Origin of the sequence: Phycicoccus sp. 3266 (assembly GCF_031456495.1) — a bacterium.
Taxonomy (GTDB): domain Bacteria; phylum Actinomycetota; class Actinomycetes; order Actinomycetales; family Dermatophilaceae; genus Pedococcus.
This window is the reverse complement of record NZ_JAVDUW010000003.1, coordinates 303,545-317,716: the sequence shown is the minus strand read 5'-3', so window position 1 is coordinate 317,716 and position 14,172 is coordinate 303,545. Positions and strand designations below refer to the sequence as shown.

Here is a 14,172-nt window from a genome sequence, read left to right as displayed (position 1 = left end):
ATGGTGGGGTCCATGGCCCCGTCGACCGTGGACGCCTCGACCCCCGCCACCGCCCGACCCGAGGTGGTCACCGTGCCGCGGACCGAGCCGCTCGTCGGCGACTGGTCCCAGTTGCGCCGGCACTTCACGTGGGAGTCGGCCCGGGCGCAGCTCGAGGGCCTGCCGGGCGGCCACCTCAACATCGCGCACGAGGCGGTCGACCGGCACGCGACCGGCCCGCTGGCCGACGCGGTCGCCCTGCGCTGCCTGCACCGAGGGGCGCCGACGACCGAGCTGACGTACGGCGAGCTGTCCCGCCGGACCGACGTGCTCGCGGCCGCGCTGCGGGCGACCGGGGTCGGGGCGGGTGACGTCGTGGCGACGCTGCTGCCGAGGGGCGAGGAGCTGTACGTCACCGTGCTCGGCACCCTCAAGGCCGCAGGGGTGCTGTCCCCGCTGTTCCCCGCGTTCGGCCCGGAGCCGGTGCGCGAGCGGCTGTCCCTGGGCCGGGCGCGCGTGCTCGTCACCGACGTGGCGTCGTACGAGCGCAAGGTCGCCCCCTTCCGCGGCACGCTGCCGCACCTGGCGACCGTGGTCGTCGTCGACACCGACGACCCGCCGGCCGGCACCGTCGCGTGGAGCGAGCTCGAGCAGCGAGGCGCGGAGGACCTGGCCGCCCACGGCCCGCACCGCCCACTCACCCGCCCGGACGACCCGGCGCTCCTGCACTTCACCAGCGGCACGACGGGACGGCCCAAGGGCGCGGTCCACGTGCACGAGGCCGTCGTCGCCCACCACGCCACCGCGCGCCTCGTCCTGGACCTGAGACCCGGTGACACCTACTGGTGCACGGCCGACCCGGGCTGGGTGACGGGGATGTCCTACGGCATCATCGGGCCGCTCACCCGAGGGGTCACCGTGGTCACCGACTCCGCCGACTTCGACGCCCGGCGCTGGTACCAGGTGCTGCAGGACGAGCGCGTCACGGTCTTCTACACGGCGCCGACGGCGCTGCGGATGCTCATGCGCCAAGGCTCCGACCTGGCCCACGAGTACCGGTACCCGGCGCTGCGCCACGTGGCCAGCGTGGGCGAGCCGCTCAACCCCGAGGCGGTGCTGTGGGGGCTGGAGGCGTTCGGGCTGCCGGTGCACGACACGTGGTGGCAGACCGAGACCGGCGCGATCATGGTCGCCAACGTCCCGGGCTCGCCCATCCGGCCGGGCTCCATGGGCCGGCCCGTCCCCGGCATCGACGTGGCCGTCCTCGGGCGTGGCCCCGACGGGCGGGCGGCCGTGCAGGACGACACCGTGACGCTGCTGCACGACCCGGAGGCCGTCGGCGAGCTCGCCGTGCGGGCAGGGTGGCCCTCGATGTTCCGGGCCTACCTCGACGACCCGGAGCGGTATGCGCGTGCGTTCGCCGGCGGCTGGTACCTCACCGGCGACCTCGCGAGGGTCGACGCGGACGGCTACGTCTGGTTCGTCGGGCGCGCCGACGACGTCATCAAGTCGGCCGGTCACCTCATCGGCCCCTTCGAGGTCGAGAGCGCCCTCATGGAGCACGAGGCCGTCGCCGAGGTCGGCGTCATCGGCAAGCCGGACCCGCTGGCGGGCGAGGTGGTCAAGGCCTTCGTCACGCTGCGGGCCGGGTACGAGCCGACGCCGAGGCTCCAGCGCGAGCTCATCTCGTTCGGGCGGCACCGGCTCGGCTCGGTGGCACCGCGCGAGGTCGAGTTCGACCAGGACCTGCCCCACACCCGCAGCGGCAAGGTGATGCGCCGCCTGCTGCGCGCCCGCGAGCTGGGCCTGCCCGAGGGCGACCTGTCGACGGTGGAGACCCCGTCATGAGCCGCCGCGCACCGACGGCACCCGCCCCGCGTGACGGCTCCGCGGCGCCCACGGAGGCGTCGTCCACGGGCACCGCGACCACCGCGACCGACGACAGGGGCCACGCCGAGGCGGTGGCCATGCTGCGCGGGATGATCCGCATCCGCCGGTTCGAGGAGAAGTGCGCAGAGCTCTACAGCGCCAGCCGCATCCGTGGCTTCCTGCACCTGTGCATCGGTGAGGAGGCCGTCGCAGTCGGGGTGGTCGGCGCCCTCGAGGACACCGACTCCGTGGTCTCGACCTACCGCGAGCACGGCCACGCCCTGGCCCGCGGCGTCCCCATGACGGCGCTGATGTCCGAGATGTTCGGCAAGGCCACCGGGTGCAGCCACGGCCGCGGCGGGTCGATGCACCTGTTCGACACCTCGCGCCGCTTCTTCGGCGGCAACGCGATCGTGGCCGGCGGCATCCCGCTCGCCGTGGGCCTCGCCCTGGCCGACCGGCTCAGGGGCGGCAGCGCGGTCACCGCCTGCCTGTTCGGTGACGGCGCGTTCGCCGAGGGCGAGTGGCACGAGAGCGCCAACCTCGCCGCGCTGTGGCACCTGCCGGTCCTCTTCTGCTGCGAGAACAACCGGTACGCCATGGGCACCGCCCTCGCGCGCGAGCACGCCGAGACCGACCTCGCCGCCCGGGCTGCGGGGTACGGCATGGTGGCGTGGGCGGTCGACGGCATGGACCCCGTCGCGGTGCGCGACGCGACGACGCGCGCCCTGGCATACGTGCGCGACAGCGGCGCCCCCTGCTTCCTCGAGCTGCGCACGTACCGGTTCCGCGCGCACTCGATGTACGACCCCGACCTGTACCGCGAGAAGACCGAGGTCGAGGACTGGCGCCACGCCGACCCGATCCCCGCGCTGACGGCATCGCTGACCCGGGCCGGTGCGATCTCGACGGGGGACGTCGACGCCTGGGAGGGCGAGGTCGCGGCCGAGCTCGCCGCAGCCATCGCTGCCGCCGATGCGGCGCCGGTCGAGCCGGTCGAGGACCTCGAGCGCTACCTCACGACCGAGCCGGGTGCCGCCGGGCCGGGCGTCAGCGAGCCCGGCGTCGCCGGGCCGGGTGTCAGCGAGCCCGGCGTCGCCGGGCCGGGTGTCGCCGGCCAGGGCTCGTCCGGGAGCCGGTCGTGACCCGGCGGGCGGCGACCACCCAGCGCCGCGCACCACGGACGGGGCCCGGCGACGGCGCCGGGGCGACGCCCGCACCGGCCACCACGACGTACCGCGAGGCGCTGCGGGCCGCCCACCGCGAGGCCATGCAGCGCGACCCGAGGGTTTTCCTCATGGGCGAGGACGTGGGCCGGTACGGCGGCTCGTTCGCCGTCAGCCTCGGGCTGCTCGAGGAGTTCGGGGAGGACCGGGTGCGCGACGCGCCGCTGTCCGAGGCTGCGTTCACCGGCGCGGGGATCGGCGCCGCCATCAACGGGATGCGGCCGATCGTCGAGATCATGACCGTCAACTTCAGCCTGCTCGCGCTCGACCAGGTGCTCAACAACGCGGCGACCCTGCGGCACATGTCCGGCGGCCAGCTGTCGGTGCCGCTGGTGATCCGCATGACGACCGGGGCCGGGCGCCAGCTCGCCGCCCAGCACTCGCACAGCCTCGAGGGCTGGTACGCGCACATCCCCGGCATCCGGGTCCTCGCCCCGGCCACCGTCGAGGACGCGCGCGGCATGCTGTGGCCGGCGCTGCAGGACCCCGACCCCGTCGTCATCTTCGAGCACGGGTCGCTCTACAACCTGTCGGGGCCGCTCCCCGACCCGCCACCGGTCGTCGACATCGCGCACGCGGCGGTCCGCCGGCCCGGCACGGACGTGACGGTCGTGGCGTACGGCGGCTGTGTCGGCAAGGCCCTCACGGCAGCGGACCTCCTTGCGGCACAGGGGATCAGCGCCGAGGTCGTGGACCTCCGGGTGCTGCGCCCACTCGACGACGCCACCATCATGGGCTCGATCGCCCGCACCCACCGGTGTGTCGTCGTGGACGAGGCGTGGCGCACGGGCAGCCTCGCCGCCGAGGTGTCCGCGCGGGTCATGGAGCAGTCCTTCTGGGAGCTCGACGCCCCGGTGGAGCGCGTCTGCTCCGTCGAGGTGCCGGTGCCGTACGCCCAGCACCTCGAACGCGCCACCCTCCCCCAGCCCGAGGAGATCGTGGAGGCGGCGCTGCGGACGGTGGGCCCCCGTGGGTGAGTTCCGTATGCCGTCGCTGGGCGCCGACATGGAGGAGGGCATCCTTCTCGAGTGGCTGACCAGGCCCGGGGCGAGCGTGCACCGCGGCGACGTCGTGGCCGTGGTCGAGACGCCGAAGTCGGCGGTCGAGGTGGAGACGTTCGAGGACGGGGTCGTCTCCGACCTGCTCGTCGACGAGGGGCAGACCGTGCCGGTGGGGACCGTGCTGGCGACGCTGGCGCCCGTCGGCGAGGCGCCGGCCCCCGTCGTCGAGGCACCACCCCCGGTGGTCATCCCACCGCCGGCCGTGGTCCCGGCACCCTCGACTCCGATCGTTCCCGCCGCACGCCGCGGTGCCCATCCTCCGGCTCCTCCCCTGCGGCACCGTGCCCACCAGCTCGGCGTGGACCTCGGCGCCGTGCGCGGCACCGGACCGGACGGCAGCGTGACGCGCGCCGACGTCGAGCGCGCGGCCGGGGTGGGCGCTCCCCGGCGCAGGGTCACCCCGCTCGCCCGCCGGCTGGCCGAGCAGGCCGGGATCGACCTCGTCGGCGTCGTGGGCACCGGAACCTCCGGCGCGGTCCGCGCCGACGACGTGCGCCGCGCCCTGGTGCGGCCGCCGGCACCGCCCCTCGCGCCACACACCCACGAGCCGCCCGAACCCCCCGTGCCCCGAGCGCTCACCACGGAACCCGGCACGCCCGAGCCACGGGCCCCGGAGACGCGGGCCGGCGAGGCACGCGCGACGGACATGCGGCGCAGCATCGCGGCCCTGATGAGCCGCTCCAACCGCGAGATCCCGCACTACCACCTGACCCTCACCATCGACGTGCAGGCGGCCGTCGACTGGGTGCACGCGCGCAACCGGGAGCTCCCGATGGGCCGGCAGCTGGTGCCCGCCGCCCTGCTGCTGCTCGCCACCGCGCGGGCCGCCCGCGAGGTCCCCGAGCTCAACGGGTACTGGGTCGACGACGGGTTCCGGCCAGCCGAGGACGTCGACCTCGGGCTCATCCTGTCGCTGCGCGGTGGCGGGCTGCTCGTGCCCACGATCGCCGGCGCTGACCGGCTCGACGTCGAGTCGACGATGGCCCGGATCCGCGAGCTGACGACCCGCGCGCGAGCGGGACGGCTGCGCGGGTCGGACCTCGCGCCACCCACGATCAGCGTGTCGAACCTCGGCGACCAGGGGGCCGACAGCGTCGCGGGGGTGATCTACCCGCCCCAGGTCGCGCTGGTCGGCTTCGGGGCGGTGCGCCAGCGCCCGTGGGCGGTCGACGGCCTGCTCGGGGTGCGCTCGCTCGTGACCGCCACGCTGTCCGGGGACCACCGGGCCACCGACGGATCGACCGGGGCGCGCCTGCTCCGGGTCGTGGACCGACTGCTGCAGAGACCGGAGGAGCTGTGACACCCGACGAGGCACGGACCATCCTGGGGACGACCTTGCGCGAGATCGTGCCCGACGCGGACCTGGCGACGCTGCCCGCGGACGCCGACCTGCGCGAGGCCTACGAGCTGGACTCGCTCGACGTCGTGGAGCTGGTGGAGCGCCTGAGCGCCCGCGTCGGCTTCCGCATCGAGGACACCGACGCGGACGAGCTGCGCACGGTGGACCACGCCACGGCCTTCCTCGTCCGGGGAGGGCGTCCCACCTGACGGGCGCCGACCCGGTCCCCAGCCCGGGTCCCCAGCCACGTTCGCCCGACCTCGCGACGGCTGCCACCGCAGGTGCCGGCGCTGGTGTCCATGGCCTTTCGTGGCCATCGACACCGTGGTGCCCGGGGCGTATACAGGGAGATACGCGACAGACCACCTCCTCATCCCGCCCTGACCTTGCGGCATGACCTCACGGGGTCTGCCGGACACCAGGGATAGGCGGCGCCGGGCCGTCGGTTGGGACGGGCAATGTTCTCCTCCTCCGAAGAGTTCCACATCACCATCACGCACTCCCCCGCATCCGACGGCTGGGGGTTCGTGGGAAGCGTCAAGATCGCCGAGCACGAGTGCTACCGCACGCTCCGCGTCTTCCCCACGCCCACCGAGGCGCTCGAGGCCACCCAGGTCGTGATGGGCGAGGTGCTCGGGGCGCTGCTCGCGGGCCAGGAGTGGCGCACGCTCAGCGACGAGGTGGGCCGCACCCCCACCCGGGCCGACCTGCGGCTCGGCCTCACGAACGCCTTCGCGCACCAGGACGGGGACCTCGGGCGAGGGTGACGAGGGCGCCGCGATGCCCTGCTGCACGGGACCTTCGGCCCTGGTGGCAGGCGTCGCGGTGACTCAGGCTCGGGGCAGGCTGCAGGGCCCCGACCGACCGGTGGTGAGCAAGGAATGACGATCGGCGACGCGCCCATAGTCGTGGTGGGCTGCGACGGCTCGTGGGCCTCGGGCATCGCGACCCGGGCGGCCGCGCTCGAGGCGGGACGACGAGGCGAGGACCTGGTCGTCGTGCGTGTGGCCGAGCACCTCTCGGCCCGCACCGCGAGCGGGCACCCCGCGGGGCACACCGAGCTGCGCGACCACGAGCTCGTCCAGCGGGCCGCGACCGAGGCGGAGGAGGCCGACCCCACCGTCCGGGTGGAGACGGTGGTCGCGCAGAGCCTGGAGGACCCGCTCCTGTCGGAGCTGGCCGACCGCTCGACGCTGCTGGTGCTCGGCCGGCGCACGCGGGGGCACCACCCCTTCCGCCCGGGGTCGACGAGCGACGCCCTCGCCCGCCAGTTTGCCCGGCCCGTGCTGGTCCCGGGCCGTGAGGACCCACGGCCCATCCGGACCATGGCCTACGACCCGGGGCCCGTGCTCCTGCGGCCGTCGCGCGTCACCGTCGGGTTCCGTCCCGGGGTCGACTCACCCAGGCTCCTTGCGGTGGCCGCCGAGGCGGCCATGCGCCGGGGGCTGTCCATGCGGGTCGTGTCCTGCGTGTCCACGGCGGGGCGTGACCTCGAGGTGGTCCAGCACCTGGTCTGGAGTGTGGTCCGGGGAGAGGCGTGGAACACCGTGGACGCCTGCGACGTCCGCGTGGTTCGGGGTGCGCCGGAGGTCCACCTGCTCGCGGACGTGGGTCCCTCGGACCTGTTGGTGGTCGGCGCGGGACCGGCGGTCCGTCGCGGCGGCCTGGCTCGCGGGTCGGTCCTGCACCACGTCCTGGAGGACCCTCCGTGCGACGTGCTCGTGGTGCAGCCACTCGCCGACCCGCTCGCCCGACGGCTCGTCCTGCCGCCGGCGTACCCCGCGGTCGCGCACGCCGGCTGACCCCGTCAGACGGCCGGCTGACTGACCCCGTCGCACGCCGGCTGATCCCGTCAGGCGGCTTCTGCACCTTCAGACGGCCGGGACCTTCAGACGGCCGGGACCCCGGACCCGTTGCCGATCCCCACACCGCCGGTCCCCACACCCTGCCCACCGACGCGTGCGGGCTCGCTCAGCCGCCCGGCGTCCTCACCGGGTGGGGGCTCCTCGACGGCACGGACGCCCGCGGCCCGCCCCTCCCGGTCGAGGAACGAGCTCAGCTCCTGGATGGTGCTCATCAGCGGCGCGGGGAAGACGACGGTCGTGTTCTTGTCGACGCCGATCTCAACCAGGCTCTGCAGGTTGCGCAGCTGCAGGGCCAGCGGGTGGGCCATCATCACGTCGGAGGCCTCGCCCAGCGCCGTGGCCGCGAGCGACTCGCCCTCGGCGTTGATGATCTTGGCGCGCTTCTCCCGCTCGGCCTCGGCCTGCTTGGCCATGGCGCGCTTCATGGTCTCGGGCAGCTGGATGTCCTTGAGCTCGACCAGCGTCACCTCCACGCCCCACTCGGTCGTCGTGACGTCGAGGATCTGGCGGATGTCGAGGTTGATGCGGTCGGTCTCCGCCAGGGTCTCGTCGAGGGTGTGCTGCCCGACCACCTTGCGCAGCGTGGTCTGCGCGATCTGGTCGATCGCGGCATACACGTTCTCGATGGCCACCACCGACTTCACGGCGTCGACGACCCGGAAGTACGCGACGGCCGACACGTCCACGCTCACGTTGTCGCGCGTGATGATGCCCTGCGACTGGATCGGCATGGTGACGATGCGCAGTGACACCCGGCGCAGCACGTCGATGACGGGGACGATGACCCGCAGGCCCGGCTGGCGCACCCCGATGACGCGCCCCAGCCGGAAGAGCACCCCCAGCTCGTACTGCTTGACGATCCGCAGCGAGAGCGCGAGGAGAAGGACGACGACGAGTCCGATGACGGACAGAACCACAGCCATGCGTCCACCATGCGTCCGTGCCGGTGCACGGGAGCGGGCCCTAGGTCCCGACCTTCACGCCCTGCGCTGCGGTATGCCGCGTGGCCGGTGTCAGGGCAGGTCGACGCGCTCGTTGTCGCCCTCGTAGCGCTTCCCGGTCGCCTTGGCCTTGACCAGGTTGAGCACCTGGACGACCTTGCCGCCCGGGCTGTCCCAGTACTCGGCGCTGGTGGAGTCGACCTCGATGACGATGTTGTCGGGGTTCTCCGGACCGCCCTCCAGCCAGGCGTCGGTGAAGGTGTCCCAGTACTTCGCCAACAGGGCCGGGTCCGAGATGATCCGCGCCGTGCCGGACAGCGAGACCCAGCTGCCCGAGCTCGAGTAGGCGACGTTCACCTGCGGGTTGGCCTCGATGTGCGCCACCTTGTGCGAGGCCCGTTCGGAGACGAACCGCACGGTGCCGTCGAAGTCGACCTCCTGCGTGGCCATGGGGTGGCTCATGAGCCTGCCGTCGGGCGCAACCGTCGTCAGCATCGCGATCCTGACGCCGCGCACCAGCTCGGTGACCTTCGCTGCGCCTGCGTCGTCGGGACGGTGGTCGGTGTCGTGGTCGGTCACGAGGGCTCCTTCGGTGGTGGTCTGCCGGTCCCACCTGCCTACCCCACCTGCGCCGGACCCACACCTCGGGCGACGTCCCTCCAGTTTCAACGTATAGCGGACAGGGGGGCTTGCGGCAAGGCCCCCGTCGTGCCGCACACTTCCGGCCGGACACCGCACCGACAGACGGAGGACCTGCGTGACCAGTCCCACCACGAGCGCGTTCGCGCTCCCGGAACGCCTTGCCGCAAAAGGCGATCCGACCCTCATCGCCGACGACGAGCGCCACTTCGGCGACATCGCCCGGACGCTGGAGGAGACCCTGTCGTCCCTCTCCCGGCGGCTCGAGGAGCAGCGCCGGGCTCCTGTACGCGCCGGGCAGGAGGCCCTGGAGCGCGACCTCGAGGTGCACCGGTTGGGGGCACGGTTGCGCGCGCTGCGCCGCTTCGGCCTCGACCTGTGCCTGGGGCACATGGTGCGCGCCGGCGACCCCGAGCCCGTCTACGTCGGCCGGCTCGGCCTGCGCGACGACGACGGGCGCCAGCTGCTGCACGACTGGCGCTCCCCCGCCGCCGAGGCCTTCTTCGGTGCGACGCACGCCAACCCGATGGGGCTCGTGAGCCGTCGCCGCTACCGCTGGACGGGCGGACGGGTCAGCGACTACTGGGACGAGGTCTTCACCGTCGAGGGGCTGCAGGGCCACGCCGCGTCGCTGGACGACCAGTCCGCCTTCGTCGCCAGCCTGGGCAGCAGCCGCTCCCCCCGCATGCGCGACGTGCTCCGCACCATCCAGGCCGACCAGGACGCCATCATCCGCGCGGGCTCGCGGGGCGCGCTGGTCGTCGACGGCGGGCCGGGCACGGGCAAGACGGTCGTGGCGCTGCACCGCACGGCATACCTGCTGTACTCCGACCCCCGGCTGGGCCACCGGCGCGGCGGGGTCCTGTTCGTCGGGCCGCACGAGCCGTACCTCGCCTACGTCGCGGACGTCCTGCCGAGCCTCGGCGAAGAGGGCGTGCAGACGTGCACCCTGCGCGACCTCGTGCCCGAGGGCGCCACGGCCCGCCCGGAGACCGACCCGGAGGTGGCGCGACTCAAGGGCTCGGCGCGCCTGGTGACGGCGGTCGAGGCGGCGGCGCGGTTCTACGAAGAGGCTCCCACGCAGGCGCTCGACGTCCCGACGCCGTGGGGTGAGGTCCGGCTCGACGCCGAGGACTGGGCGACCGTCATGGACGCCCCTGCGCCCGGCACGCCCCACAACGAGGCACGCGACGACCTCTGGGACGAGCTCGCGACCTTGGTGGCCGAGCGCCTCGAGGCGGGGACCGACGCGGACACCGGAGACGCCGACGACGCCGAAGTCGACGAGCGGCTGCTGGCGCGTTCCCTGCGCGCGGACGAGGGACTGCGGGCGGCGGTGGAGCGGGCCTGGCCGCTGCTGGAGCCGACCGACCTCGTCGGGGACCTCTGGACCGTGCCGGCATTCCTGCGCCTGTGCGCCCCCTGGCTGGAGCGCGAGGAGGTCGCCGCGCTGCAGCGGGCGCAACCCGACGCCTGGACCGACGCAGACCTGCCCTTCCTCGACGCCGCGCGCCGACGCCTCGGCGACCCGCGCGCCGCACGGGACCGGCGCCGGCGGGAGGCGGTGCAGGCCGCCGAGCGCGAGGAGATGTCGCGCGTGGTCGACGACCTCATCGCCACCGACGACTCCGAGATGCACGTGATGTCGATGCTGCGCGGGCAGGACCTGCAGGCCGCCCTCGTGGACGGGGGCAGCGTGCCGGAGGCCGACCCCGACCTGCTGGCCGGGCCGTTCGCCCACGTCGTCGTCGACGAGGCGCAGGAGCTCACGGACGCCCAGTGGCAGATGCTGCTCGGGCGCTGCCCGTCGCGCAGCCTCACCGTGGTGGGCGACCGCGCCCAGGCCCGGCACGGCTTCCACGAGTCGTGGGAGCAGCGGCTGGACCGGGTCGGCCTCGACGGCGTCAGGCTGGCGCACCTCGGGGTCAACTACCGCACGCCGCAGGAGGTCATGGCGGAGGCGGAGCCGGGGATCCGCGCCGCCCTGCCGGACGCCAACGTCCCGACCTCCGTCCGCGCGAGCGGACGACCCGTCGTGCACGGCCGGGTCGGCGACCTGTCCGCCGTCGTCGACGCCTGGCTCGCCGAGCACGCCGAGGGTGAGGGCGTCGCGTGCGTCATCGGCGACCCGTCGTTCGCCGGGACCCCGCGGGTGCGGTCGCTGACGCCCCAGCTGGCCAAGGGGCTCGAGTTCGACCTCGTCGTCCTGGTCGAGCCGGAGTCCTTCGGCGACGGCATCGAGGGTGCGGTGGACCGCTACGTCGCGATGACCCGCGCCACGCAACAGCTCGTCGTGCTGTCGGGCTGACCGGTCCGGTTCGCCGGTGGGACCTTGGGCCCTTCGCGGGTATGCCGTGACGCCGGTTTGCTCGGGCCATGCGGTCCGTGCCACGCCCGCTCGCCCGTGCGGTGCCGCGATGACGGCCGTGCGGCCGGGGCCCCGCGCCACCGGCCCACCACCGCTGAGGGCGCCGGCGCAATCGCGCTCGCTCGTGGCTGTGGCGGCGTCGCGGCGCGTTGCCGACGTCGCCGCGCAGCTCACGGTCACGCCCGACCGTGGACTGACGACGGCCGAGGCGCAGGCCCGACTGGCCGCCGGCGGGGCGAACGCGATCGCCTCCCACCGGGCCAGTGCGCTGGCCGTCCTGTGGCGCCAGCTCCGCTCCCCGCTGCTGGTCCTGCTCGTGGTGGCTGCCGGCGTGTCGTTCGCCGTGGGCCAGCGCCCCGACGCCGTGATCATCGGCACCATCGTCGGCCTGTCGGTCTTCCTCGGGTTCGGGAACGAGTACCGCGCCGAGCGGGCAGCTGCCGCCCTGCACAGCCAGGTGCGCCACCGGGCCGAGGTCCTGCGCGACGGCGTATACGGGCCCGTCGACGTCCTCGACCTGGTGCCGGGCGACGTGGTGGCGCTGCGTCCCGGCGACGTCGTCCCGTGCGACCTGCGGCTGGTCTCCACCGTCGACCTCGAGTGCGACGAGTCCATCCTCACCGGGGAGTCCCTGCCGGTGGAGAAGGGGACGGCGCCCGTGGCTGCGACGGCCCCGGTGGGCGACCTCACGAGCGCTGCCCTCATGGGCACGGTCGTCCACTCCGGGACCGGGGTCGGGGTCGCCGTCGCGACCGGGATGTCCACCGAGTTCGGGACGGTCGCAGCGGGGCTGGAGTCCCGTGAGCTCGAGACCCGCTTCCAGACCGGCCTGCGCCAGTTCTCCATGCTGCTCGTGTGGGTCGGTGCGGCGCTGACGTCCTCCATCTTCGTGGTCAACCTCGCGCTGCACCGCCCGCTCCTCGACGCACTGCTGTTCTCGCTGGCCATCGCGGTCGGCATCACCCCTCAGCTGCTGCCTGCCGTGGTGTCGACGAGTCTCGCCGCCGGCTCACGCCGCATGACCCGGCGCAAGGTGCTCGTGAAGCGACTCGTCTGCATCGAGGACCTCGGTGACGTCGACGTGCTCTTCACCGACAAGACGGGCACCCTCACCGACGGCCGGGTGGGCTTCGCGCGTGCGATCCCCAGCGCGCCGGGCCACGCGGTGGAGGTGCTGCGCTGGGCGTTGCTGTGCAGCGAACCGCCGCAGGGTCCCGCGGGCGCCGTGGGCGGCAGTGCGCTCGACGCAGCACTGTGGGCGTCGCCCGAGGCCGCCCGCGCCGACGGGTGGCTCGCCCGGTGGGACCGCGTGAGCACCGTGCCGTTCAGTCACGAGACCCGCACGACGTCCGTGGTCTGCGACAGCCCGCTCGACGGCGTGGTCGAGGTGCTGAAGGGCGCCCCCGAGGCCGTGCTCACGCAGTGCGTGCCCGCACCGGCACGGGTGGCCCAGGCCCTGCGGGCGGAGTTCGCGGCCGGGAACCGGGTGATCGCGGTCGCGTGCCGGGCCCTGCCCGGGCCGGCCGGACCCGACGCGCCTGGGGGTGCGACCACGTCAACGGGCGCTTCCCCGCAGCCGGCGGTCGACGGGCGCTTCCGCCTGCAGGGGCTCCTCGTCTTCCTCGACCCGCCCAAGCGCGGCGTGGACCGTTCCCTCGCCCGGCTCGGGAACCTCGGCATCGACGTCAAGGTGGTCACCGGTGACAACGCCGCCGTCGCCGCCAAGGTGTGCGCCGACCTGGGCCTCTCCGACGGCGGCGAGGAGTCCGTCGTCGACGGCGCACAGCTCGACCAGATGGACGACGCCACCCTGGCCGAGCGGATGGCGGGGACGGCCGTGTTCGCGCGGGTGAGCCCCGAGCAGAAGGCCCGGATCGTCCGGGCACAGCGAGCGACGCGGGGCGGGGTCGCCTTCCTCGGTGACGGGGTCAACGACGCCCTGGCCCTGCACGCCGCCGACGTCGGAATCTCGGTGGACTCGGCCACCGACGTCGCCAAGGACGCCGCCGACGTGATCCTCCTGGAGAAGGACCTCGACGTCCTCGCCGACGGCGTCGTCGAGGGCCGACGCATCTTCGCCAACACCATCAAGTACGTGATGATGGGGACGTCGAGCAACTTCGGGAACATGTTCTCGGCGGCCGGCGCCTCGACCTTCCTGGCCTTCCTGCCGATGCTGCCCTCGCAGATCCTGCTCAACAACCTGCTGTACGACACCAGCCAGCTGGCGATCCCCACCGACGGCGTCGACGAGGAGCAGCTGCGTCGCCCCTCGCACTGGGACATGCGGCTCATCCGCCGGTTCATGGTGGTGTTCGGGCCCCTGAGCTCGGTGTTCGACTTCGCGACCTTCTGGGTGATGCTCCACCTCTTCCACGCCGGCCCGGCCCTGTTCCGGTCGGGGTGGTTCGTGGAGTCGCTGGCCACGCAGACGCTCATCATCTTCGCCATCCGCACCCGCCGCGTCCCCTTCTTCCGGAGCACCCCGAGCCTGGCCCTGGCCGCAGCCGTGGCGAGCGTGGTGCTGACCGGCGCGGTCCTGCCGGCAACCCCGCTCGCGTCCCCGCTCGGCTTCCAGTCCCTGCCGGGAGGGTTCTACCTGACGCTGCTCGGGATGGTCGCGGCGTACCTGCTCCTCGTCGAGGTCGGCAAGTCGCTCTTCTTCGCCGCGATGGAGCCGGCCGTCCCTGTCGGGGGACGACCGCCGCGACCCGCACGGCCCCGCCGGGTCCACCGCCGGGCATCCCGGTTCAGCACCGGCACCCGCCTCGGACAACCCTCGGACCCGCGCGAGCCGGCCGAGGCCGCACAGCGCTGAGCGACGTGGGTGCCCGGCGAAAGCACGGGGCCGCGCCGCACGCACCCGGTCGTCACGGCCGTTGTCG

General features: G+C 73.9%; 11 protein-coding genes. 9 read left to right on the top strand and 2 right to left on the bottom strand.

Translation table 11 applies throughout. From position 1 onward, the window contains the following. Positions 1-12 precede the first annotated feature (12 nt). From acsA to J2X64_RS15845, 7 genes are all read left to right on the top strand, one after another. Positions 13-1,827, top strand: a complete 1,815-nt coding sequence (gene acsA, locus J2X64_RS15875; RefSeq protein WP_310156615.1) for an acetate--CoA ligase — start codon at positions 13-15, stop codon at positions 1,825-1,827. Beyond that, positions 1,824-2,993, top strand: coding sequence for a pyruvate dehydrogenase (acetyl-transferring) E1 component subunit alpha (gene pdhA, locus J2X64_RS15870; protein ID WP_310156613.1), 1,170 nt, complete (start codon positions 1,824-1,826; stop codon positions 2,991-2,993). Before acsA ends, pdhA begins: the two co-directional genes overlap by 4 nt. Further along, positions 2,990-4,051: an alpha-ketoacid dehydrogenase subunit beta gene (locus tag J2X64_RS15865; RefSeq protein ID WP_310156611.1), complete on the top strand. Its 1,062-nt coding sequence runs from the start codon at positions 2,990-2,992 to the stop codon at positions 4,049-4,051. Before pdhA ends, J2X64_RS15865 begins: the two co-directional genes overlap by 4 nt. Continuing rightward, positions 4,044-5,435 carry a dihydrolipoamide acetyltransferase family protein gene (locus tag J2X64_RS15860; RefSeq protein WP_310156609.1) on the top strand — a complete coding sequence of 464 codons (1,392 nt, stop codon included), beginning with the start codon at positions 4,044-4,046 and terminating at the stop codon, positions 5,433-5,435. Before J2X64_RS15865 ends, J2X64_RS15860 begins: the two co-directional genes overlap by 8 nt. Further along, the gene (locus J2X64_RS15855) at positions 5,432-5,683 is read left to right on the top strand and encodes a phosphopantetheine-binding protein (RefSeq protein ID WP_310156608.1); all 252 of its coding nucleotides are present in this window, start codon (positions 5,432-5,434) and stop codon (positions 5,681-5,683) included. The genes J2X64_RS15860 and J2X64_RS15855 overlap by 4 nt, the downstream gene beginning before the upstream one ends. A 249-nt stretch (positions 5,684-5,932) precedes the next feature. Beyond that, entirely contained in the window at positions 5,933-6,241 is a 309-nt protein-coding gene (locus tag J2X64_RS15850; protein ID WP_310156606.1) for a DUF3806 domain-containing protein, read from the top strand. Between the two features lie 114 nt (positions 6,242-6,355). After that, positions 6,356-7,276, top strand: a complete 921-nt coding sequence (locus tag J2X64_RS15845; protein WP_310156604.1) for a universal stress protein — start codon at positions 6,356-6,358, stop codon at positions 7,274-7,276. Between the two features lie 86 nt (positions 7,277-7,362). Here J2X64_RS15845 and J2X64_RS15840 read toward each other — a convergent pair whose 3' ends face one another. Further along, the gene (locus J2X64_RS15840) at positions 7,363-8,262 is read right to left on the bottom strand and encodes a slipin family protein (RefSeq protein ID WP_310156602.1); all 900 of its coding nucleotides are present in this window, start codon (positions 8,260-8,262) and stop codon (positions 7,363-7,365) included. Between the two features lie 90 nt (positions 8,263-8,352). Further along, positions 8,353-8,859 carry a pyridoxamine 5'-phosphate oxidase family protein gene (locus J2X64_RS15835; RefSeq protein WP_310156601.1) on the bottom strand — a complete coding sequence of 169 codons (507 nt, stop codon included), beginning with the start codon at positions 8,857-8,859 and terminating at the stop codon, positions 8,353-8,355. Positions 8,860-9,037: 178 nt separating this feature from the next. Here J2X64_RS15835 and helR point away from each other — a divergent pair, with 178 nt between their 5' ends. Together helR and mgtA are read left to right on the top strand one after the other, a co-directional pair. Next, positions 9,038-11,227 carry an RNA polymerase recycling motor ATPase HelR gene (helR, locus tag J2X64_RS15830; RefSeq protein ID WP_310156598.1) on the top strand — a complete coding sequence of 730 codons (2,190 nt, stop codon included), beginning with the start codon at positions 9,038-9,040 and terminating at the stop codon, positions 11,225-11,227. 190 nt (positions 11,228-11,417) lie between these two features. Then, positions 11,418-14,105: a magnesium-translocating P-type ATPase gene (gene mgtA, locus J2X64_RS15825; protein ID WP_310156597.1), complete on the top strand. Its 2,688-nt coding sequence runs from the start codon at positions 11,418-11,420 to the stop codon at positions 14,103-14,105. The last annotated feature ends 67 nt before the right edge of the window (positions 14,106-14,172 follow it).

Coding starts and splice junctions, on each gene's coding strand:
- acsA (WP_310156615.1), top strand. CDS start 13: ATGGCCCCGTCGACCGTGGACGCCTCGACCCCCGCCACCGCCCGACCC.
- pdhA (WP_310156613.1), top strand. CDS start 1,824: ATGAGCCGCCGCGCACCGACGGCACCCGCCCCGCGTGACGGCTCCGCG.
- J2X64_RS15850 (WP_310156606.1), top strand. CDS start 5,933: ATGTTCTCCTCCTCCGAAGAGTTCCACATCACCATCACGCACTCCCCC.
- J2X64_RS15845 (WP_310156604.1), top strand. CDS start 6,356: ATGACGATCGGCGACGCGCCCATAGTCGTGGTGGGCTGCGACGGCTCG.
- J2X64_RS15840 (WP_310156602.1), bottom strand. CDS start 8,262: ATGGCTGTGGTTCTGTCCGTCATCGGACTCGTCGTCGTCCTTCTCCTC.